The 21,584-nt window shown below is 64.5% G+C and carries 18 protein-coding genes; 7 read left to right on the top strand and 11 right to left on the bottom strand.

Features of this window, described 5'->3' with window-relative positions:
* Window positions 1–213: 213 nt before the first annotated feature.
* From ACOGXH_RS13710 to ACOGXH_RS13685, 6 genes are all read right to left on the bottom strand, one after another.
* Window positions 214–489: a hypothetical protein gene (locus ACOGXH_RS13710; RefSeq protein WP_419929653.1), complete on the bottom strand. Its 276-nt coding sequence runs from the start codon at window positions 487–489 to the stop codon at window positions 214–216.
* Window positions 490–629: 140 nt separating this feature from the next.
* Window positions 630–905, bottom strand: coding sequence for a hypothetical protein (locus ACOGXH_RS13705; protein WP_419929652.1), 276 nt, complete (start codon window positions 903–905; stop codon window positions 630–632).
* A 211-nt stretch (window positions 906–1,116) separates the two neighbouring features.
* Entirely contained in the window at window positions 1,117–2,574 is a 1,458-nt protein-coding gene (locus tag ACOGXH_RS13700; RefSeq protein ID WP_419929651.1) for a hypothetical protein, read from the bottom strand.
* Between the two features lie 335 nt (window positions 2,575–2,909).
* A complete protein-coding gene (locus ACOGXH_RS13695) occupies window positions 2,910–3,533 on the bottom strand; it encodes a TetR/AcrR family transcriptional regulator (protein ID WP_419929650.1) in 624 nt (207 codons plus the stop codon).
* A gap of 464 nt (window positions 3,534–3,997) precedes the next feature.
* Window positions 3,998–4,621, bottom strand: coding sequence for a TetR/AcrR family transcriptional regulator (locus ACOGXH_RS13690; RefSeq protein WP_419929649.1), 624 nt, complete (start codon window positions 4,619–4,621; stop codon window positions 3,998–4,000).
* Window positions 4,622–4,760: 139 nt separating this feature from the next.
* On the bottom strand, window positions 4,761–5,075 hold the full coding sequence (locus ACOGXH_RS13685; protein ID WP_419929648.1) for a hypothetical protein: 315 nt from the start codon (window positions 5,073–5,075) through the stop codon (window positions 4,761–4,763).
* A gap of 191 nt (window positions 5,076–5,266) precedes the next feature.
* On the opposite strand from ACOGXH_RS13685, the gene ACOGXH_RS13680 reads away from it, so the two are divergent.
* The 5 genes from ACOGXH_RS13680 to ACOGXH_RS13660 all read left to right on the top strand — a co-directional run bounded on the left by ACOGXH_RS13680 (window position 5,267) and on the right by ACOGXH_RS13660 (window position 11,663).
* Complete coding sequence (locus tag ACOGXH_RS13680) at window positions 5,267–6,070, top strand: hypothetical protein (RefSeq protein WP_419929647.1); 804 nt, start codon at window positions 5,267–5,269, stop codon at window positions 6,068–6,070.
* Window positions 6,071–6,124: 54 nt separating this feature from the next.
* Entirely contained in the window at window positions 6,125–7,492 is a 1,368-nt protein-coding gene (locus ACOGXH_RS13675) for an ABC transporter substrate-binding protein (RefSeq protein WP_419929646.1), read from the top strand.
* Between the two features lie 369 nt (window positions 7,493–7,861).
* On the top strand, window positions 7,862–9,499 hold the full coding sequence (locus ACOGXH_RS13670; RefSeq protein ID WP_419929645.1) for a trypsin-like peptidase domain-containing protein: 1,638 nt from the start codon (window positions 7,862–7,864) through the stop codon (window positions 9,497–9,499).
* Window positions 9,500–9,675: 176 nt separating this feature from the next.
* On the top strand, window positions 9,676–11,094 hold the full coding sequence (locus ACOGXH_RS13665; RefSeq protein WP_419929644.1) for a hypothetical protein: 1,419 nt from the start codon (window positions 9,676–9,678) through the stop codon (window positions 11,092–11,094).
* 287 nt (window positions 11,095–11,381) lie between these two features.
* Window positions 11,382–11,663 carry a hypothetical protein gene (locus tag ACOGXH_RS13660; protein ID WP_419929643.1) on the top strand — a complete coding sequence of 94 codons (282 nt, stop codon included), beginning with the start codon at window positions 11,382–11,384 and terminating at the stop codon, window positions 11,661–11,663.
* A 244-nt stretch (window positions 11,664–11,907) separates the two neighbouring features.
* Here ACOGXH_RS13660 and ACOGXH_RS13655 read toward each other — a convergent pair whose 3' ends face one another.
* The 5 genes from ACOGXH_RS13655 to ACOGXH_RS13635 all read right to left on the bottom strand — a co-directional run bounded on the left by ACOGXH_RS13655 (window position 11,908) and on the right by ACOGXH_RS13635 (window position 17,898).
* Complete coding sequence (locus ACOGXH_RS13655; protein WP_419929642.1) at window positions 11,908–14,739, bottom strand: UvrD-helicase domain-containing protein; 2,832 nt, start codon at window positions 14,737–14,739, stop codon at window positions 11,908–11,910.
* A gap of 396 nt (window positions 14,740–15,135) precedes the next feature.
* Window positions 15,136–15,930: a metallophosphoesterase family protein gene (locus tag ACOGXH_RS13650; protein WP_419929641.1), complete on the bottom strand. Its 795-nt coding sequence runs from the start codon at window positions 15,928–15,930 to the stop codon at window positions 15,136–15,138.
* Window positions 15,931–16,015: 85 nt separating this feature from the next.
* Window positions 16,016–16,669 (bottom strand): hypothetical protein, encoded by a 654-nt coding sequence (locus ACOGXH_RS13645; protein ID WP_419929640.1) that lies wholly within the window; start codon window positions 16,667–16,669, stop codon window positions 16,016–16,018.
* 125 nt (window positions 16,670–16,794) lie between these two features.
* Complete coding sequence (locus tag ACOGXH_RS13640; protein ID WP_419929639.1) at window positions 16,795–17,436, bottom strand: hypothetical protein; 642 nt, start codon at window positions 17,434–17,436, stop codon at window positions 16,795–16,797.
* Between the two features lie 123 nt (window positions 17,437–17,559).
* Window positions 17,560–17,898 (bottom strand): helix-turn-helix domain-containing protein, encoded by a 339-nt coding sequence (locus tag ACOGXH_RS13635; protein ID WP_419929638.1) that lies wholly within the window; start codon window positions 17,896–17,898, stop codon window positions 17,560–17,562.
* A gap of 709 nt (window positions 17,899–18,607) precedes the next feature.
* On the opposite strand from ACOGXH_RS13635, the gene ACOGXH_RS13630 reads away from it, so the two are divergent.
* Together ACOGXH_RS13630 and ACOGXH_RS13625 are read left to right on the top strand one after the other, a co-directional pair.
* Window positions 18,608–19,627: a hypothetical protein gene (locus tag ACOGXH_RS13630; RefSeq protein WP_419929637.1), complete on the top strand. Its 1,020-nt coding sequence runs from the start codon at window positions 18,608–18,610 to the stop codon at window positions 19,625–19,627.
* Window positions 19,617–21,509, top strand: coding sequence for a hypothetical protein (locus ACOGXH_RS13625; RefSeq protein WP_419929636.1), 1,893 nt, complete (start codon window positions 19,617–19,619; stop codon window positions 21,507–21,509). The genes ACOGXH_RS13630 and ACOGXH_RS13625 overlap by 11 nt, the downstream gene beginning before the upstream one ends.
* Window positions 21,510–21,584: the final 75 nt, after the last annotated feature.

Raw genomic sequence — 21,584 nt, 5'->3', positions numbered from 1 at the left:
GGGCGGGGCATCCGGTCATCGTAGATTCCGCTGACCTGTGTGCAGCAGTCGCCCACACACCCAAAAGCTGCCCGCCCAATCCGCACGATCGCCCGCGCCGAAACGGTGGACGATGATTGGGAAGTGCCAACCTGGTGCCAACACAGCGCCGGATCGACCAGCACTGGATGCTGCTGTAGACAGGCAATCCGACGCCCTCTTGTGAACCGGTGGCTACGGTGAGCTGAGGAGCCATTCAAGAATGCCTTGCAACCTGAGGGCATTTCGCCGAGCTGTCGTCCACGAGTGCTCCAACGTCTCGCCATCTATGCCGTATTCGAACTGCCCGTGGCGAATATTGCCTGTGGAAGTGTCGAAGGCAGCTGAGATGGCTTCCATCAGCGGAGCCATCTTGAAGATCTCGTCATGGTCGTTGTTCGAGATCAGATCGAGGAATCTATTGACGTCCTCAAGTGCCTGTTCCTTGGTGTAGGAGGCTGGGAGCTTCACCTTGAGCCCTCCGTTTCCTGCGGGTCAACGTACATCTTCGTATTGCCCAATTCCCAGACCCGATGCGGCCCGATTGCCCTACCCACACCGGCAGCGCTTCGGCCATCTCATCAGTGCCTTTGCGGTGACGTCGGTATCGATCATGACTTCTGCTGGTCAAGGAATTTTCTCACATCGGCGCACAGCCCAGATATGTGCCCTATCGCCTCGGCGGCGTCGGCCTCGGACCCGAATGCCGTGCGGGCCGCAGCCGCAGCCGACGCCAAGAACGCGGTCTCGGCGGTGTCGGGGTCGAGGTCGGCCCTCGCCGCTGCCGCCAGTTTGCCGAGCGCTGCATGAAGGGCGGTCAAAGCGCCAGCCAGCTCGTCGATGGCCGGGTCTAGCTGGGCTGTGACATGGGGCGGCAGACGGCTCACAATGGGGGCTCCTGAACAATGGGAATTGGCAGCGGCCAACGGTAGCCGACCACAGCGGGAGCCCACACAGGGCGGCGGCCGACTGAGCTCCCCGCCGCCAGCGGGTACTGCTCCTGCGGGTTCAACGGCGACGGTGTCCCGGGGACCTGTGCCGCGTTGGCGGGGATCCACTTGGGCTGGGCGCGCTCTTTTACCGGTTGCAGCTTCGGCTCTAGGGCAGCTTAGGATTCGAATTCTCGCTCTGGGCCTTTGAGCATCTCTTGGCAGGGTTCAGTGCAGCAACGAGGAGGCGGAGCTTCGCCATTCGGCTTTGACCTGTCGGTGGCCCAGCGCGAGTACGGTATCTGTTGCCGCGTTTGATGTTCTTGCGGTGTCCTCTGCGGATCTTCCTTCCGTCAGCGAGGCAACTGGTGGTTGTCGCCGTCCATTGGCGCCCAGCGCTTTTTTCGTATTTGAGGTACCTGTAGCAGGACAGGACGAGCATGCTCACTCCCACCCATGAGACGAGTTCCCAGCCCAGAATGACGCCGATCAGCGCCGGACCGGGCAGTTCAGTCCCCCATCCATGGTCGATCATCGACCAAGGCAGCACTGCGCCGGCTGCGAGCGGCACTGCGGTCGCCAGGTATCGGCCCCACCGTGTGGCATCCCAAGGCTCGCGCGGGGTGCATTGGGCAGCCTCGTTTCCGCAAGGCTCGGGCAGAGCGCGCTCGTCACTCTCATTTCCGCAAGGCGGGCAGACCTGCTCCTTTGTGCCCGGGCTGCTCTGGGCGTCCCTTGCGGCGGCTTGGTCGGAGCTGCGATCGGGATCTTCTTCGCCTGTGGCCGAGCTGGGGTCGGTCAGGAACAGCCAAATGGCGTCATCTGGCAGCTTGCCGGTCTTGACTATCTCATCGTGCTGTCTTTGGGCGTAGAGGGGGTCCGCGCTGTACACGACTGCTGCTCCTTTGTCATCAGCAGCTTTTTTCGCGTATCGGCGGTCCACGAACAAGACTTCGATCGGGCCGTCTGGGGCCAAGAAATCCTCAATCTGGCCGTCTGGGGCCGAGGAATCCTCGATCGGGCCCTTTGAGTCCAAGAGGCCGGCAATCGGGCCGTCTGGGTCCAAGAAGTCCTCGAGCGGGCAGACCAGCAGTGTCCTCAGCGGCCTGGCGCGCCCGGAGGTCAAGCTCCCTTTCAGGTGCTTGGGGTTCTCGTTGGGGTGGAGGGCGATGAAGATGCGTTTGCCGGCGGTCCGTTGCCTTACAACCGGGCCCTGCGGGGGCAGTCGCACCTGCACAGAGTCCAACACCTCCACCGAGGAGACCAAGAATGCCGGTTTCGGCGAGCTCGGCCTCGTCGCCAGGAAGAACAGGCGCCTCGCAATGCCGAGGCGGCCGTTGAATTTCAGGCGCGGGTCCAGGGGCATCCTCCCGTATTCGTAGACGGATTCGACGGGCGCATATCGGGAGGGCTGCAAGACGCTGCGGAACCGCAGCCACCGCCGCCCCAGGCCCGGACCCGCAGGCTCGCCCGGCAAGCGCCTTACCAGATACTCGAAGGCGACCCGCAGCAGCAGCGGGCCGACAGAAGCCGCCGCCAGGATGACGATGCTCACCCCGTCCCCGTCGGCGACTGCCGCCCACCACCTCTCGACGGCCCCCTGCGGATCCCCTGATGCTCCTACCATCAAGCCTCCTGCCTACCGGTGAGACGCCGCCTGCACAAGCCGCCTCGGCATGCCGTTCTGGTGCGTCCCCGGCCGTCGGCAGGCGCTCGCGCCGCGAGCCCTCCCGGCTGCGGCTCTGCCGCGCCCAGTTTCTCGCCTGACGCCCGGGAAAGCCAGTCCCCGGGGATCGCCGTTCAGCGGGGAAACTCCGCGGGTTTCGCGCCGGGGACGGGCTCCCTGGGAGTGGTCGAGGCGTGGCGCTGCCCGTGCTTCTGTCGGCCGGCTTGCCCGGGTTCGGCCGGTTGTCGTGGCGTGGCGGAACTCGTGCATGGCGGCGGGACTTGCCGGGGGCCGGTCTAGTCGGCTGTTGGGCCGGTTCCGCCGATCATCCTCGCTATCAATTCGACCCAGTCTTGCTGTCCGGGGAGGTGGCGGTTTGCCCGTTCGGCTGAGATCAGGAGATGGGTGCCGATCCCGACTGCTTGGATCGCCAAGACGATGCTGGCCGTGGTCAATGCGGGATCGAACAATCCCTCGCTTTTGCCTCTCTCGACAAGGTCGCCCAGCTGGTCGGCCTGGTCGTCGAGGAACCGGCGAAGGCTCTCTTGGACCGCGTCGTTGCTGCGGGCGCTGCCGAACACCTGCACCAGCACGTCCTGCGCGGCATCGTGGACGAGCAGGTACGCCGCCCACACTGTCAGGATCTCTGATGCCGGGAGCTCGCTGATCCCGAATTCCCTCATCCTCTGCTCGGGGGTGATCTGGTCGAGCAGATGCTCCAGAGCGGCGACCATCATGTCGTTCTTGTGGGGCCACCGCGCATAGATCGCGCCGGTGGTGGCCCCGGCCCGGCGGGCGACTTCGGTGACGACCGCTTCGCCGTATCCGCGCTCCACGAACACCTCGGCAGCCGCTTCCAGCAGCCGCTCGGTCAGCCCATCCGGGTCGCGCCCGCGGCCCCGCCCATCACCATCAGACACGGAAACGTCCTCCAACAAGCAGCATACATCGACCGGTTTACCGAGACTTGACCCGTTGCGAGGATAGTTGTTCCATTCCTTTTCCATCTCTTCTAGAGATGAGATTGTTTGTTCGTATCCTTTTCCATCTCTTCTAGAGATGAGATTGTTTGTTCGTATTCTGCGGCGAGTTCGGCGATGGTGCTGAGGTCGGAGAGGGCGTCGTCTGGGTGCTTTGACTGATCTGTGTCCGCGTCAGCGGCGCAGCCAGCGCTGCTGGCTGGCCGCAGCGAGTGTGTTCGGGCGAAGGCTTCGACGGCTTCGCCAAGCTCTCAGATTCTGGTGGTGGCCCGGACCGCGGCCTCTTGTTCGCCCGCTCGATCACCGATGACTGCTCTGGGCTGGGCGGGGCTCGCCTGTATTGCAAAGCCGTCGCCGTCAAGGGTGACATGTCTGCTGAATTCTCTCATCGCATCCTTCAGGGGCTAGTCGGCTGCGGGGCCGGCTCCGCCGATTATTCTCATGAGCGCTTCGGCCCATTCTTGCTGTCCGGGGAGGTGGCGGTCTGCCCGCTCGGCTGACATCAGAAGATGGGTGCCGATCCCGACTGCTTGGATCATCAGGGTAAGGCTGGCCGTGCTCATTTCGGGGTCGAGGAATCCCTCGCTTTTGCCTCTCTCGACGAGGTCGCCCAGCTGGTCGGCCTGGTCGTCGAGGAACCGGCGAAGGCTCTCTTGGACCGCGTCGTTGCTGCGGGCGCTGCCGAACACCTGCACCAGCACGTCCTGCGCGGTGTCTGAGACCAGAAGTTTCTCCGCCCACACTGTCAGGATCTCCGCTGCCGGCAGCTCGCCGACCCCGAAGCCCCTCATCCTCTGCTCGGGGGTGACCTGGCCGAGCAGATGCTCCAGAGCGGCGACCATCATGTCGTTCTTGTGGGGCCACCGCGCATAGATCGCGCCGGTGGTGGCCCCGGCCCGGCGGGCGACTTCGGTGACGACCGCTTCGCCGTATCCGCGCTCCACGAACACCTCGGCAGCCGCTTCCAGCAGCCGCTCGGTCAGCCCAACCGGGTCGCGCCCGCGGCCCCGCCCATCATCATCAGACACGGAAACGTCCCCCAGAAGGCAGCACTTGAACATAATACCTATGATCGCGAACCGCCGCGAACGCTCGCCAGGGACGCTCGCGCCTTGGTCTCTGGTCCCGCCGGGGCGGAATCGGCGGTCGCCCGGGGATCCCGCTGTCTCAGCCGTCTACCTCCGCAAAGGCGATGCAGGCACCGGCGGAGCCGCCCCAGAGGTGGGAGGCTCTTTCCGACACGCGAAGAGCGCAGCGCCAAGGTGTGGCCAGCGACGCGTCGCGCCCGCGGCCATCCGCCGCCATAGGGGCGAATCGAGAGATCATGTTCCGGTAGCAGGGGCCAGCATTCCAGGCCACGCCGTGGACGATGCCGGCCGCTCTGTGGGCCCGCCGCTGTTCGAGCCATTCGAGCCTATGGTGCACCGCCTCGCCCGAGGCGAAGTCCTCCGCCGCCTGCAAGCGGCCCGCTCCCGCCTCCAAGACCTCGCCTGAATGCCGGCGTCTGGCCTGCGGCGATAACAAAGCTGGATTGTCCCCGACGGCAGAAATCTCGACGCCTGTACGCCGTCTGTGTGCGCCATGTTCATCGGCACGATGGCAATATGATAATAAGTGTGATGATATGATAATAAGTGTGATAATGCGACCGTGGCCTTGCAGAGGGGGTTGACATGTTCGAGTTAGCCAGAACACCTTCACGGGGAAGGGGGGCGGTGGCGAGGGTCGTTGTTGCCTTCGCCCTGCTTGTTGTGCTGCTGGCCCAGCCCGCCGCGGGCCACACTCCGGGATACGACTCAGAAGGCTTGCAAATAACCACCACTCACGCGACGGGCATCTTGTACTACTGGTCCACCCATCCCGATAAAAGCTCTAATGATAGCGAGTGCGCCGACGATCGGTTCGGAAAGATGCAGCACTTTGAGTTGTGGATGAAAGACGGCACGGTCGAAGTCGGTCTCGAGCCGACCACCGCTCCGAATGTGTACAGCAAGGCTATGGACGAACAAGACGGCAGCACTCACGGTCAAATCTCGCATGCCTGCAACAACGCCGAGAGCGCAGAGGCCTGGTGGACTGCTAATACTGACGTGGGTACGGCAAGAGACACTCTCAATGCTCAAAGGAGTAACCGGCAGAATCCCTCATCAACCAATGTCGAAAGGGCGCAGTACAACTTCTTGTCCGATACTCCACTTGCCGCTGGTCTGGACATTAGATCGACCGCGGTTGCCAGTAGGTACTACTGCGCCATGGTCAGGATCAACAAGCGCCCTCTCGGCAGCGGCACGGGCACTCTGTCCACCCTGGTCGACGGGCCGTCAACCGGTTCCGATCGAGGAGATTGGACCAATGTCCTGTGCATCTTTGTGGACGCAAGCCGTACCAATACCAAAGCGTGTTGGAATCATCATACTAGTCCTAATTCAGTAATTGCTCCTGGTGATTATTCTAATTCTCATTGCAGGAGGCCATAGACGGTTTCGCCCCGACAACGACGATTTCTTCGGCTGCGCGAAATGAGGAGACCTATGAGTCAGCGGGCTCGGCAACTGGGCGCGCTCGCGCTGGTGTGGGTGCTGGTGGCGGCCTGCGCCGGTTCAGAGTCTGGAGGCGTCTCGGTTGGCCCGGGGGTTGATGCCGGGTCGAAGACCATCCGGGTGGGGGTGAACACAGATCTGTCGGGCATCTTCACGACGCATTCCCTGAGAGCCGCCGAGGGCCATGTGGCCTATTGGGAGTGGCTCAACGACCGGGGCGGGATCAGGGGGTGGCAGATCGAACCGGTTGTGATGGACAACGGGTATGACGTGGCGGCCCATGTGGAGAACTACGAGGTGATGTCGGGCGACGGCCCGAACAGCGTGGTGATGTTCTCAGTGTCCACCGGGTCCCCTCAGAACGAGGCCATCGTCGACCGTCTGGCTGAAGACGAGATGGCGGCCGTGCCCTTTTCCCGGCACTCTCGCTGGGCCGACGCCGAGATGGGCTCCAATCTGTTCGAGACGCTGGTCAACTACTGCGTCGAGGCGATGAACGGCGCCACGCACATGGCAGAGGCCCACGGCGACAAGGTGGCGCTGGTCAGCTTCGACAACGAATACGGCCGGGACAGCGCCGAGGGGCTGAGGATCGCGGCCGAGGCGAAGGGCCTGGAAATAGTCTACGACGCCGGGGGCGCCATATCCTCCGGCGACAACCTCGACGGAGTGATCAGCCGAATCGCCGCCTCGGGCGCCGACTGGGTGTGGCTGGGCACCAGCCCCGAGACGACCGTCGCGCTGCTGGTCGGCGCCGAAAAGGCGGGGTTCGAGGGCCAGTGGTCGGGGAGCGCCCCGAGCTGGTCGCCGCTGCTGTTGTTGACGCAGGCCCGGTGGGTTGCCGACACCAGCTACACCCATGTGGCCGCGGCCCAGCTGTGGAATGTGGGCGACTCCCAGGGGATGCAGGAGATGGTGTGGGCGCTGCGCCAGTACCGCCCCCGCGCCGCCTTTGACGACCTGTATGTGTACAGCTGGATCCAAGGCTACGTCACCACCCAAATCCTCGACCGCGCCATCGCCGACGGCGACTTGACCCGAGCCGGGGTGCTGGCCGCAGCCGGCAAGATCACCGCCGACCTCAAGGGACTGGGGCCCGACCAGAGCTGGAGCGGCGAGCCCGACGACATCATCGCCAGAGGGTCCTACATCTACGACGTGGACTTGTCGCTATACGCTCACAGCCTCCTCCCCGAAGAGATGTACGACTTCGACCTGGGCGTCGACGGCATCGACGTCGAGTTCGACGAATGGGGCCACACAGTGGGCTCAGACCACGCCAACGCCGGCTACCGCCTCATCAAGGGCCCCTACGTGTCCGACGTCGCCCGCGACTGGAACTACCGCCCCTGCTCCTAACCCCAAGCCACCCCCTGCCCCAGCCCGACCCCTCGCACTCTGCTTCTGCCGCCAACCCGCTGAGAACGCAGAAGGTAGCCGACACCGCAGGGCTGGGCCATTGACGACGTGTCGTCTGCCCCCGTCGTCGGCGGTGAGCCGCCCGGCTGCTGGAAGCACCCACCAGGCACGAGCCGGGGGGCAACTGAGACGGGGCACGAGAACCCAGCCCGACCCCCTAAACCCCGGACTTGTCGGTGCTCATCAACGGAAACGAGGGCGGCTACCACCAGCTCTAATCGAGCTACTTGCCATTATATAACAAGCCTTATTATGGTCCGCGCCGTGCGAGCCTTCACCAGATCCAAGTCCGTTGCAATCCTTTTCGCTGTGGTCGCAGCAATCTCGGTGTTCGCCGCGCCTGCTGCGACGGCCCAGACTGTCGAGGACGTGAGACAGAGGGATCAGCTGATCGCCAACCAGGAGAACCTATTGAACACCTACCGGTGCTTGTTCGGAGTGGACGTCGATGTGGTTCCGGGCCAGTGCCCGAATCCCGACTTGGTTGCCCCCGGCGTGGCGCCGCCCAACCCCAGCCAGAACGACCTCGACGTGCGCGACGGGCTGATCCAGAGCCAGGAGGCCCTGTTGAACGTGTACCGGTGCCGTTTCGACGTCGACACCCAGATCGTTCCCGGCGGCTGCGTCGACGGCGCTCCTGCGCCTCAGCCCGGCGAGGACTCCCAGCCGGACGGCGGGGCGCTCACAGCCGCCCAGATCTACGAGCGGACAGCTCCGTCTGTACCGCTCATTCGAACCGCGTCGGGCTCTGGCAGCGGGATCTTGATCGAGGGAGGCTATGTCGTCACCAACTATCACGTGGTCGGCTTCCACGAAACAGCCCGGGTCGTGTTCCCCGACGGCACCGAGTTCGAGGACGTCCCGGTGATCGGCTACGACTTCATGGCCGACATCGCGGTGTTGGGGCCGATCGAATTCCACGCAGCCGCATTGGAGCTCGCCGACGGGGAGGCTTTGGCGCCGGGCAGCGATCTGTTCCTGGTCGGCTACCCCGCCGAGTACGAGCAGTTCCCACAGGCTTCGATCACCCGGGGCATCCTGTCCCGGTTCCGCCAGTGGGACACCTATGACCTCACCTTGATCCAGACTGACGCGGCCATCGCCGGCGGCCAGAGCGGCGGGGCCTTGGTCAACGAACGCGGCCAAGTAGTTGGCATCTCCACTTGGAGCTTCAGCGCAGCCGGCTTCGGAGTCGCCACCTCGGCCGCCGACGTCGCTGTGATCGTCGAAGGCCTCATCGCGTCGGGCCCATCGGCGGACCCCGACGACGACCGCACCCTGTCAGATGCCGTCGGGGATTTCGCCTTCGAAGTGGATGCCACCTTCGCCCAAGCGCTCACCTTCCACGGCCAGGCGGGAACGACTGTGACCATCACCATCGACGGGGAAGCAGACGGCATCCTCTTGGTGACTGACGCCATCGGCGTGCTCGTCGAAGTCGACGAAACCGAGACCAGCGAGGAAACGGCCGTATTCGAGATCCCCGAAGACGCCACGTACTTCGTTGTCGTCGACAGCTGGGCGAACGACTCCGGCGACTACACATTCGACCTGACGAGCTCTGTGCGACTGCAGCCCTACGCCGATCCCGACGACAGCCAGGAGGCAATAGACGCCAGCGGCTGGGCGCAGGGTGAATGGGCGGCCACATTCGGCCTGTTCGACTTCTACTCAGATGTCGACGAATACGTGCTCGTCCTGAGCGAGGGCGCGACCTACTCGGTGAGCACCGACTCCATTTTCGCCGACACCGACATCGCAATCATCGCCCCCGACGGCGAAGTCCTCTACGACGACGACAGCGGGCCCTCAACGGTTTTCGACAACCCCTACAACGCGATGATCGAGTTCACAGCAACAAGCACCGGGGAGTATTTCGTCCTTGTCGGAGAGGTGAACGGAGAACGCGGCGACGGCTACGCCATATTGGTCCAGCGGCTGGCTTGATCGGCCGCCCACCGGCCCACTAGCCCAGCGAGCAGGAAGCCCGAACGCGAGGGATTGCCAGTCTTACTGCGGTCGCTCTCCGGCGTTTGCCGCTCGGTAGCCTGAGGAGTCATGGAGCGCACTGATCAGCCGATCGGTTCTTTGCTGTTCTCGTATCGGCGTGGTGGAGGCAGGGCGTGCAACGACTGATCGAACTGCTGGATTCAGCCGCCGCCAGTTCTACATTCGACATCGGCCACACGAAACCAGAGGATGATGGCTTTGTGACCTACTACGGGCAGAGGCCGGATGAAGTCCTCACAGCGCAACAGCTACGCGACCTGATTGAACGCCGAACTTGGCAAGACAGAGAACACAAAATGGCAAATCGGGCACGGATGTCAGTGCCTTCATCGTCGCTCGCGCAAGTCGCCGATTACGTGCGCGCCGAACTCGCCCACTGCGTTGACTCATCCAAAGACCGCATCGGGCACGCCTTCCCCGGCCGCGGATCATCAGGCACTCTCACTGTCCAGGCTGATGGCGTGGTGAGCCACACATCAACGTCTCAAGTATCGGACCTTGCCGAATCGCTAGTCAGAGGAGCAGCCTTCCTCGGCTCAGCACGCGTGGCAGAGCTCCTCACAGGGTGGGCAGACGGCGACCCGGCCGCCTTCAAGACCAGAGTCCTTCTCAACGCCAAAGGCATCCTCGCGGAACCCCTATCACCAGTGGGCGGCATCCGAATAGAGTCACTGCCTTTGTCGACCCGCCAATTCACGTTCTTCTTGCCGACGACGAAGGGCCGCACGATCGGGGACTACCTGGCACGCATGGTGATCACGATCGATCACACGACCGCACCTGCGCTGTTCCACCCGAGCAACACGGATCAGGTACGGACCACGCGGGCTACGGCCATGCCGGGAATTGACGCAACCACAGTCTGCACAGCCCTCTCGCTAGAAGCGGATATACATGCCGACATCGCCTTCTTCTGGACCGACTTCGGCGAGCTTGTGGCCTTCGGCAGCGGACACGAGAACGCGATCCGGTCTTTCGGCCAACAGCACTACAGGAGCCACTCCTACACAAACGCAACGATCAGACCCGAATCCCACCCAGACGGTCCTTCCATAGAGCTTGCTGAAGACTGGACGCTGGAGATCGAGGAAGCCGAACTCGGGCGTACCCTTGACGCGCTAGCAGCCGACTGTTCGCATCAACTGCGTATAGCTGCATCAAGGTGGCAAAGCACGAAGAATACGCGAGCCAGTCTGGAGGATAGATTCATCGACCTGCGTATTGCATTGGAGTCGCTCTACCTCAGAGACTTCGGCAATGAGATGAGTCAGGAGATGAGGTTCAGGCTGGCGCTCTTTGCAGCTTGGCACTTGGGAGCCGACCACGAAGAAAGAAAGACCATCCGCAAGAAATTCCGTGACGCCTATGACACAGCATCAAAAGCAGTGCATCTCGGACACGTCGAGAGCACTCAACAGAACCGAGACTTATTGTCTGATGCCCAGGCACTGTGTCGGCGCGGAGCTCTGAGACTGCTCAAGGATGGCGAACCTCAAGACTGGGGAAACCTAGTCCTGGGCCCCGACGAATAGACCTGTCTCTCGTAGCTGCTGCCGTTGCGTGGCCACTCCTAGGCCCCGCAAGAGTCCGCGCCTTGAGTCCCCAGATTTCTACCCTTGAGCCCGCCACCAGCGCGCCACAGGACGCAACTTCTGCGCTTCACCCGGTGAGAGATACACCCGGCAAGCCAAGACTTCAACAGCAGCGATTCAGTCGAGCAGCACCTTGACTTCTAGCTCGGTGACCGTTCCGTCGTCGCCTGTCCTGCCGGCAGTCGCCACCAGCTCGAAGCCTGCGCCGACAAGCAAGGCGAGGTGCCATGGAAACGGTTACAGGGCCGAACAGGGCTGGGCGAAAGCGCGAATGCGACACGATGGTCCTGCTGGTACACGAAGTGGCCGCCTGGATGAACGGGAGCTATCCCGAAGCCGACGACCAGTACAAAGACCCCGCCCACTGGACGAGGATTTGCGACACGCGACAAGCCGCCCACCCAGACACCCCGAAGTATTGGATGTCGCGCAAGCCGGTCAACAGATCACAGAACTTCAGATTCCGCAAGAAATTGACAGCCAACATACAAACAAAACAGCCTGCTTGAAACCCGGTGAGGTTCAAGATGCCCATTCCGCGAGGTGGCCGAGAGCCGACGAGCGCACAGGGCATGGACAATGCCCAGAGAGATTCATTGCTGACTTCGCCGCCATCGGCATCCATGGGTGCGCTCTGGGCGACTAGTGGACACCGTTGTTCGTCGGATCGCCGATGCTCTCAGTTCTGATCGAAGTGCCGGGTGCTGGACGATACTTGCGACATCGCACGATGGCTGCGGCGGGCACGGCGGGTCATCGGCGCGAAGAGCGTCGATCGAAGTCTCTGGTGTAGGCGCATCCGATCTTGGACCAGAATTCGGAGCATCCTTCGAATTCGCCGGTCTTCTCGGATTGGCGGGGCACGATAACCCCGACGCGGCACCACGGGCATGACTCGGGCTGCTCCCCGCAGCCGGGGTTGGTGCATGCGGCGGGGCTCCTCTTTCCGGAGACGACGTACCCGTCTTCGCAGTGCCGGCAGCGGGGCGCCTGGTAGTCGCAGTGCGGATGCATGGTGCATCGCAATGTCTTATGGGTCTGTGATCGCACCAGGCGCCCGCCGGGGCAGCGCGGGCAGTTCCTGGCCGGGGCGAGCTCGCCTATCGTCCGCAGGCCGGGGTTTCGGTCGAGCAGCTCCAGCACGAAAGGCGACGGGAAGGCCGGGTCGGTGACGAGGTAGGCGCCGTTTCGGGCTCGGGTAAGCGCCACGTAGAACAGGCGGCGCTCCTCGGCGAACGCGAAGGGGTTGTCGCTGGCTGGGGGAAGGAGCAGCTCGAGGAGCGGGTCGTCGCCGATCTGGGAGGGGAACCCCCGCCGGCCGTCTTTGAGGTCGACGACGACCGTGTAGTCCGCTTCTGTCCCCTTGGCCCTGTGGACCGTGCTGAATCCCGCACCGGGCGGCGCCGTCTCCCTGCTCGTGTTGTAGCGGCCCAGAACCAACACATCCGACGGCCCGGCGCCTCTTTTGCGCTCGATGTCTTGCAGGGCCGCTTGCACGCCGCCGGCGGGGTTGTCGGCGGCCACGACGGTTATGCCGTCGTCGGCTGCTGCGCTCTGGGAGCGCATCGGCCGCTGGGTCTGCTCGGGGTTCTGCTTGATGAACGCGGTGGAGGGGGCGAGGATGCCGTCCGAGTGGCGGAACGTCCGACTCAGTGCCCGCTGCTGGACGTGGCCCAAATGGCTGCCGCAGCCGCGCACCAGAGCCACGTCGCTGCCCGCGAACCGGTAGATCGACTGCCAGTCGTCTCCCACCAAAAAGCACGCGGCGCCCTGGCCGCTGAAGGCGAGGGCTTGCAGCAGGTTCATCCGGCCGGCGGAGATGTCCTGGAACTCGTCGACAAGCACATAGCGGTACCGCCACCGCTCTCGGTCTTGGCGGATGCAGGCGGCGGCGCGGTTGATGAAATCGTGGAAGTCCATTTCGCCCGCTTCGGAGAGGAGCCGATCGTATTGTCGGCGCACCTGCTCGAATACGTCCAGGAAAGCCGCCGACCGCCGCTGGTCCCGGCGATCTGAGGCCCGTGCTCGCAGCACTTCGGAGCTGGCATTGCTGGTCTTGGCGTGGTTGAGGAACGTGGCCAGCAGCCCCGACAGCCGGGAGATCCTGGTCTCGGAGAGGCTGTCGATGAGGTCTCGGCGGGGAACCGGGGCGAGGTCCACGCCATTCGATTCCAGCTGGGCTCTCAGCGACGAGCGCCATGTGCCGTGTTTGTGCTCCCAGCTGTAGGTCTCGATCAGGGTGGTCGAGTGCTGCCGGTGGGTCTGGCGCTTCCAGGCCACGCCTTCGGCGTAGCCGCCGAAGTGAGGCGGTGGGTTTCCCTGCTCGTCGAGCGCGAAGTGCTCGATGTAGATGCCGTGTTCGGGCAGGTAGAAGTCGGGGAGATAGGGGCGGTGCTCGTCGGTTCCCGACAAGTGGGGGTATTTGGACTCGTATTCGAATTTCACTCCGTGCTCTGAGAGGAAGTTCGCTATTTGCAGCTCCTGGATGCTCTTGACCAAGTCCCCGCTCAGGGTGCGCAGCTCGATTCTCCGCCAATATGCCTCGTATTCCTGCTCCGTTGCGAAGTCGAACGGCGAGTAGCAGGGCTCGTGGTGGTACAGCAAGAAGCTGACGACTGCATCCGACGACCCTTCGTCTTCGATCAGCGCTTCGAGGATGTCGTCGATCGCTGAGCGGCGAACATGGTCGTCGGTGGCCATCTTCGACAAGTTGGGGGTGTCCCCGCTCTCGATGAGCACCCCTCGGCCGAACGCATGGAACGTCTTGATGTCCACCTCTGACAGCTCGTCTGGTAGCCGGCCGGCGATCTCGGCTTGTGCGCTGTTGTTGTAGGCCAGCACCAGTATCTGGTCGGGGTCGACGCCCTCGTTGCGCACGAGGTGCGCGACCTTGGCGGCCATCACGGTCGTCTTGCCCGTGCCCGCACCTGCGAGCACCAGCGTCACGTCCTCATCGGTCGCGATCGCCTCGGCCTGCTCGCCGGTCAGGCGGGCGCCGAAAGCGGCCCGCGCCGCCTCGGCCACATCGGGTACGCGCTGGGACACGAACCGCTGGTTGGCCTTGTCGCGCAGCGCCTCGATGCTCTCTTCGGGCACCAGGGGCTCGAGCCGCCTGCGCGACTCGATCGCTGGTTCGGACAGATGGCAGGCGACGATCCCGCCGCTGCGGCCCACTGACGACACCAGCTTCTGGTGGACCGCCCCCATCGCAGAATGGCGCACGTAGATGTCGAGCCGAAGAAGCTGCCGCAGCGCTTCGTCGACCTCGACCAGTTCTCGCCCAACGGCCGCCGCGGCCTTTCGGGCAGCTTCAGCCACTGCGTCGCACAGGCGCGACGCCTCGTCTCTGTCGAGCCCGCGCACCGCGACCGCCGCGCCCCCGACCTCGCGGACCGTCAGGCGGCTGGCGAACCTGCCCCGTCGAACCTCCACGCCGTCCAACGACTCCAGAGCCGCACTCTCCACAAGGGTGTGGCGGCGGCCCTCTACCCGCAACACCCCGTCCGAGAAGACCGCCCGCCGCCGACCCACCGCCAGCAGCCGGAAAAATGGCGTGCTCTCAGCGACGACCGGCAGCGAGCACATCGCAAGAACAGTAACCGTTCACCGGTGCGACGCGAATCTGGACCATGACCTGTGCGGCTCCCCCAACTGCCCGAACTTCGGGATCAGACGGGCCTGTCACGGCATCCAACCGCCTCTCCAATTCCCCCCTTGCGGCGACCTCCACCCGCCGCAAAGATGTGCCAGCAGCTGGCCCAGCGGAGCTAGCCAGGCTGAAACAGAGGCTGCACGATGCCGGCCTGCAAGTCGCCTCATGACCGGACGGCGAATCCCTGCGCAAGAGCAGCGGCCGGCAGGGCGGCTGAGTTCAATCGGGTGCCGGGCCAACCCCCTTCTTCTGCCCAAAGTACGGTTCCAGTATCGGGATTGGCGAGGGCTTCTGGTCGGCGGTTGATGGCTGGAGCAAGAAATGGGTCGTCAGCGGCGAGACACCGGGGTGGACCAGTCTTTGGTCTCTAGCGTGTCGACGTCCAAGATGAGCGCCGCGCCTGCGGTGTTGTCGCAGTTGAGCCCTTCGATGGTGATGCCTTGTTGCTGGGTGGTGTAGCGGCGGTGCCAGTGGCCGTGGACGACGAGTCGGGGTTGGATGGCCTCGGCGACTTCGGCGAGCCGCTCTTGGACTAGGCGGGATATGCGGTCGAGCTCTTCGTCGATGTCAAGGGTGCTGGGCAGGTGGTAGCCCAGCGCCGGGTAGTCGTGGCACAAAAGCACGTCTGTCGGGCCGGCGTCGATGGCGCGTTGGAGGTCCTCGTCTGAGGGGAGTTCTTCGATGAACCAGGTCTTGCCGGATATGCGGAACGGCCGGTCGACGCTGAACGCTCCGCCCAGGGCGCGGAATTTCGTAGTGCCCCATTGCCAGGCGCAGCCCCGCGGCAGGTACCACAGGTCAGGGTGCAGCTGCACGGGCCGGCCGTTGTCGCATTGGGGATCGGCGTTGCGGGCTGATTTGCGCAGGTTCAGGTGGTGCTCGTGGTTCCCGTCCAAAAACAGCACCTGAACCCCGGCCTTCTGCGCGTCTCTTGAGACTTTGCGGGCGAACGCGAGCTGGGGCCACCAGCCGAAATCGCCGAGCTGGACGACTGTCTTGATCCCGTCTGCGGCGAGGGCCTTGATGACGCGCAGCACCCAGTCGGTGTTGGCGTGCGTGTCGCCCAGCAGTGCGACGCGCCCGTCTTCTGGGCTGGGGAAGCCCTCGGGGATCTCGTAGGCCACTGTTCCTCCTGGCGGTGTGCTCCCATTAAAACCGCTGGACAAGCACCGGTTTTAACGATTTTCGCCTGGGGCTCCGGCAGGCCGTCTATCGGGCTGGTATGCCGGTTGGCCCCGCGATCGCGGCCAGCTCTCGGCATCGCTGGCGGAACAGTTTGCCTTGTCCTCGTTCGGCGTCGGCTACTTCGACGAACAGTTCAGAGCGGATGGCGCCGATCCAGTCGCGGGACAGGTAGTCGGCGTGTTTGTCGAGCGCTTTGGGCCATGTGATCTCTGACCATGTATCGAAGTCCCTTATGGCTTCGAGCAGCGACGCCTCCCACATTGTCAGCTCGGCTCGGCGCTTGTTGGAGCGGCCTGTGAAGACGATGGGTACCGGGGTGCGGGGCGGGCGTCCCACTACTGCGATCCATATGCGGGGCGGCACCTGGGTGCTCCAGTGGATGCGGTTGGCGACGTAGGGCCCGGTCATGCCTGCGCCGGGCCCTGCGATCCTCCATCCCAGGTGCGGATAGACCATAGGGGGTACCGGCACAGGGTAGGGGGCGTCCTGGATCCGCCGGCAGTACCAGCCGCGCGCCGGGCGGCACATAAGCGGATCGTCGTCGTTGCACAACCGGCCCAGACCCGCGATGACCGCGGTGCGGGACATGGCGGGGAACATGTCTTGCACCTCGTCCAAGTTGAACAGCTCGTATGGCTCCAGGGCCTCGGCCCAGTCGCGCATCTCCTCTATGCCCATCGCACACCTCTTCTGACAGCAGCCGCTTATCGCAGCACAATGTCGAACCGCCAGACCAGCGAATAAAGCGCCCCCTTGCTTCCGCGGATTGGGTCCGGTGGTCTGGGATTCGCTGGCGATGGGGCTCAGTCGAGTTGCCCTGCGATGGCGGCGAGCTCTCGACATCTTTGGCGGAACAGCGGGCCGCGGCCCCGTTCGGCGTCTGCGACAGCGACGAACAGGTCCGGGCGCAAGGGGCCCAACCAGCCTCTGGAGGCATATTTCGCGTATCGGTCCAGAGCGTCGGCCCATTCGAGCTCGGACCATGTGTCGAAGTCTCTGATGGCTTCGAGCATCGACACCTCGAAGTTCGCCAGCTCGAGGCGGCGTCTGTTCGAGCGGCCCAAATAGACCGGCCCGCCGGGAGATCTGGGCGGGCGGCCCACGACCGCAATCCACCAACGGGGCGACACCTGGGTGCTCCAGCCGATCACGTTGGCGACGAAAGGCCCGGCCATTCCCGCACCCGGCCCCGCGATCCGCCACGCGAGCACCGGGTACACGTCATGGGGGACCGGCACCCGCCGAAGGGTTCCCAGCCGACGCCGGCAGTACCACCCACCCTGTGGGCGTCCCATGAGCGGGTCGTCGCCTTGGCACAACCGGCTCAAGCACGACACGACCGCAGACCGCGACATGGCGGGAAATACCGCCTGAACCTCGTCCAGATTGAACAGGGCGGCCGGCTCCAAGGCCTCCGCCCACTCCCGCATCTCCCTCAAACCCATCGCACACCTCACCCGGACAGCAGCCGCCCATCGCAGCACAGGCCCCTACCGGAGCACCAGCGAATAAAGCGGATCCCTGGCCGGACGGGCACGGCGAACACGTAGGCCCGGGAGGCCGACCTTCTAGTTGCTGTTCCTAGTCCCTGTGAGGTGCTCGTCTCCCCAGAGGCTGGCGTCGAGGGCCTTTTCGAGTCGGGCAACGGTGTCGATGTCGGGCCAGGAGATGCCGCGGAGGATGTTGGTGATGGTCGTGATCGACAAGCCGGTGGCAGCGGCTGCCTTGCGGGCCGAGCCGGGGCCCCGGCTATTTGCCCGGTTGTGCTCCAGGGCCCGTTGGAGGCGGGAGGCGACGCCCCGAGCTAGCGCTGCCGAGGGCGGCGCACCCTCGCGCAGGGGAGCGTTGGGCCATTCGCCGGAGATACTCCAGTGCCTCGGGGGGTGTTTCGGGCGTCTGCCGGGCACGGGCTCATACTACGTTCCCGGAAATCCCCCCGGCGCCACCGCCCCCGCAAACCGGGCCACGCCGCTGCGGCCGTGGAGGCCGGACTCTCGTTGAGAAGATCCCTTGCATTGCCGGCCGCAACAGCTAGTCTATTAGAATGGACTAGCTGGATGGGCTCGTCTCCGGCAAGGGGCGGGCCCGGCGGCCAAAGAGCATCGAGGCACCCCAGATGTCTTGCCGGACAGGGGTGCCTCGATGGAACAACCTCGAAGAGGCGTCAATGCAGAGTACCACAGCATGCCGGTCGAAAAACCGGGGGACACGGCGTCGCCCCGGGCTCTGCCCGCCGCCGGGCCTCACATGGTCGGGCCGGGCCCAATCCAGAGCGGCAAGTGGGAACGCCCGGCGACTGCCGAGCCTCACAGCGGGTGCGGCAGCCGCTTCAGACGCCCCCGCTGAAGGGCATTGGACCTGTCTTTTGGGCCGCGAGTCCCGGTTGTGCGGCCGCCTCCGCTCCGTCCTCTCGGGTTCTCGACACGCTGCACACAGGCCGTTGGCCAGGGTGTTTTTGCCCTCAGGAACACAGCGTGAAGGGCCGAGTCGGCGGCCAGAAAAAAATTTTCCGAGTTTCTGTCAGAAACGGGACACCCTTGGACCTAAGGCAGGAAAGCAGCAGCGCCCCATCTTTTTCCGAGGACAAGGCGCTGCTGCAAAACACAAAAGGTTTACATGCAGTCTACCGCCGCAAACGGCATATCTCCAGGGCAAACAGACCGAACCCTGCGGCTGTTCGACCCCGACGGCGGCGGCCCTGCGGTGCTGCGCCGGATACGCCTTCTCGCGGCGGGCTGGAGGCTGTCAGTGAGCGGCGCTTTGCTGATGGAGGAGTGGCGCGACCTGGTGCAGGCGGCGCTGCGAGAGCGCTATGGCGGCAATGAGCGCACCGCGGAGAAGATCGCGGCCGAGGCGACAAGGCTGTTCAGGTATCTGGGCGCCCGAGGCGCCGCTTCGTGGCCAGAAGTGACCGAGCAGTTGGTGGCGGAGTGGTGCTGGGCGCCGCGCCCGGACCGATGGGGCCGGCTGCAAGACCCGGCGCAGACCACCGCCCGCAATCGCCAGTGGGCCGCGCTGGCCGTGTTCGAGGAGGCCAAGGGGCTGGGCGCTCCTATCGACCCCGAAGAGCTGGTCGGCGAGCGAATCAAGCGCAGGGGAGCCGGCATCCCGACCCGACCGCTTACCGACGAGGAGGCCACCTCGGTCGAGGTTCACGCCGACAGGGGGCTGCCGGGGTCCCGGCGCTGTCTTCTGGTCGCGTTCAGCTTCGCCGGCGGCACCGCTACCGAGGTGGCGGGGGTGCGGATGGGCGACGTGGATCTCCAAGCCGGGATGGTCGCATTCGACGGCCCTTCGGCTCGCACTAACCCGCTTGGCGGTTGGGCCGCGGAGGCCGTCGACTGCTTCGTCCGAACCCACCGGCCGATCCCGCCGGAACAGCTGTTGTGTGTTTCGGGGCGCACCGACGAGTTCCAGGCCGCGCACTCGGTGACGGTCCGGCTGGGCGAGGTGCTCGCCGACGCAGGTATCGCCGGGCGGGCGGGGGTGACGGCCCGGTCGATCCGCCTCACCACTGCGGTGCGGGTGCTCCAAGAATCGTGCATCGAGGCCGCCGCCCGGTTCCTGGGATCCCGGTCGCTGGACGCCGCCGCCGACGCGCTCGGCCACGACTGGAGGCACGGCGATGTCGGGTAGGGTCGAGAGGCTGTTCGCCGACGGCCTTCCCGTGAGGCTCGCGGACATCAGGGCCATCGGCAGCGCCAAATCGCCTCGCAAGGGCGGCGGCAGCGGCCCCAAGGGCAGGAAGAAGGGCAAGAGCAAGCGCGGACCCGGGGGAGGCAGACCCCAGCCGACTAGGGCCGACAACATCTCCAACCTCGCAGACCGCCGCCCAGCGCGCCCCAGCGAAGAGGAAGCGGCCGATGCCGGAGGGGAACCTGAAGACTGGTCCGAGCAGTCCGGCGGCGCCGGGCGCAAGGTCAAGAGCGCCCCGCTCAAGCTTTCGGACGTCGAGCTGCTCGAGCTCATGGCCTGCTTCATGCCGATGCTTACGGCGGCCGGCCTGTTCGAAGGGGTGATCTCCACGCGCTCTGAGCGGCGCAGGGTCGGGCGAAAGCGGGAGTACAGCGTGATCGATGTGTTCGTGTTCGAGTTCGCAATCTGGCTCTACGGGTCCATCAGGTCAGCGGAGGACAACCTGAGCGACCCCAAGAACTGGGAGCGGGTGCGCGAGGCGCTCGAGTTCGCCCACCCCGACCGGCCCGATTGGCGGCTCTCGCCCAAGCCGATGAACCGAGACAAGCACTACCGGTTCCGGAGCAAGTATCTGACCGATCAGATGCTGAGAACGATCCGCAAGCTCGCAAGGGACGCCGCGGTCAACGCCGCCAAAGCCATGGGACTGCTCGACCCCGAAGGCAGGAACTCGTTCACATACCCCCGGCTGTTGATGGTCGCCGACGCGACGTTCCTCCCCGCGGTGTACACCATCCCACATTGGGCCGTCGGCCCAGGCGACAACAAGAGAACCGACCCCGACGCGAAGGTGTTCTACAGAAATGACCGCTATTTGGCCGGCTCAGCTGGATACATGCTGGTCTATGTGTCTTGCCGTCTCCCCTTCGGGAACGAGCGCCTCGTCCTTGACATCGACTTCGCCGACCCAGACCACCCCGGCGCAGACGACGACCCGGGTTTCAACCCCAACAACGACGCCACCGTCGCAACGAAAATGTTCCTGGACCTGATCGGGGACTACGCCCACAAGCTCGCCAGGGTCCACGGACTGTGCTACGACATGGCACTCCGGTCAGCGGACGCCGACCGGCTCCTTGACGCGGGGAAGCTCCCCTTCACAAGAATCCCCTACACCGCAGGAAGCGGGCCCGCAGAAAAGAACCTCGGAACCCACACCTTCACAACCCGAGACGGCAACAAAGCCACGTTCAAGGTCTACGCCATCAACGGCACGCCGGGCATCGTGTTCCCCGACGGCAACGGTGAGCTCTGGTTCTTCCCGCTCAAACGCATCCAAACCAAAAAAGTCCCCAGAGCCGGCGACAAGTTCTCCATCCAAGGCACCTGGGCGATCCGCGAATACAGCAAGCACACCAAGAACGGCGCAAAGCGCGACGCCTCCCAAAGCACCGACTGCGACCACAACCGGGAAACCGACGAGATCCCCGCGCTGTTCCCGAACCTGATGAAGTTCAAAGGGGCCAAGACCACCATCACCCACAACAGCTCCCGCGCCGAGCGCAAAGCCAACCCCCACGCCCGCCGCACCCTCGCCCTGCGGCCCATCCCAGAATCAGACCCATGGTTCACAGAAATGTATGGGCTACGCGAAGACGCGGAATCCACCTTCAGCGGCGTCAAAGCCGACCTCTTGGACCGGCGCTGCCGGACCATAGGAAAGCGCAGCGTCCACTTCAACCAGCTGGCCTACCAATTCAAGACCATCATCACCGCACTGGTCGCGCACCACAAACGCACCAATGCCGACATATCCAAATGGTTCGGGAAATACCAGCTCCCCGTACGGCTCAGAGCCGGCCCCGAACTCAAAGCCGCCTAACCCCAACACCCAGACCGAAAATCCAAACCAGACAGACGCGCCCCCGAACACCCCCAAACCCACCCGCAGACCGCG

This window comes from Candidatus Poriferisocius sp., from assembly GCF_965208355.1.
In the GTDB taxonomy this organism is placed as follows: domain Bacteria; phylum Actinomycetota; class Acidimicrobiia; order Acidimicrobiales; family Bin134; genus Poriferisocius.
The sequence above is the reverse complement of the archived record's forward strand: the minus strand, read 5'-3'. Positions and strand labels throughout refer to the sequence as shown.

What these genes read in the sequence shown, in the direction of transcription:
- ACOGXH_RS13700 (WP_419929651.1), bottom strand. Translation starts at nt 2,574, where the DNA reads ATGGTAGGAGCATCAGGGGATCCGCAGGGGGCCGTCGAGAGGTGGTGG.
- ACOGXH_RS13680 (WP_419929647.1), top strand. Translation starts at nt 5,267, where the DNA reads ATGTTCGAGTTAGCCAGAACACCTTCACGGGGAAGGGGGGCGGTGGCG.
- ACOGXH_RS13675 (WP_419929646.1), top strand. Translation starts at nt 6,125, where the DNA reads ATGAGTCAGCGGGCTCGGCAACTGGGCGCGCTCGCGCTGGTGTGGGTG.
- ACOGXH_RS13660 (WP_419929643.1), top strand. Translation starts at nt 11,382, where the DNA reads ATGGAAACGGTTACAGGGCCGAACAGGGCTGGGCGAAAGCGCGAATGC.
- ACOGXH_RS13655 (WP_419929642.1), bottom strand. Translation starts at nt 14,739, where the DNA reads ATGTGCTCGCTGCCGGTCGTCGCTGAGAGCACGCCATTTTTCCGGCTG.
- ACOGXH_RS13645 (WP_419929640.1), bottom strand. Translation starts at nt 16,669, where the DNA reads ATGGGCATAGAGGAGATGCGCGACTGGGCCGAGGCCCTGGAGCCATAC.
- ACOGXH_RS13640 (WP_419929639.1), bottom strand. Translation starts at nt 17,436, where the DNA reads ATGGGTTTGAGGGAGATGCGGGAGTGGGCGGAGGCCTTGGAGCCGGCC.
- ACOGXH_RS13630 (WP_419929637.1), top strand. Translation starts at nt 18,608, where the DNA reads ATGCAGTCTACCGCCGCAAACGGCATATCTCCAGGGCAAACAGACCGA.
- ACOGXH_RS13625 (WP_419929636.1), top strand. Translation starts at nt 19,617, where the DNA reads ATGTCGGGTAGGGTCGAGAGGCTGTTCGCCGACGGCCTTCCCGTGAGG.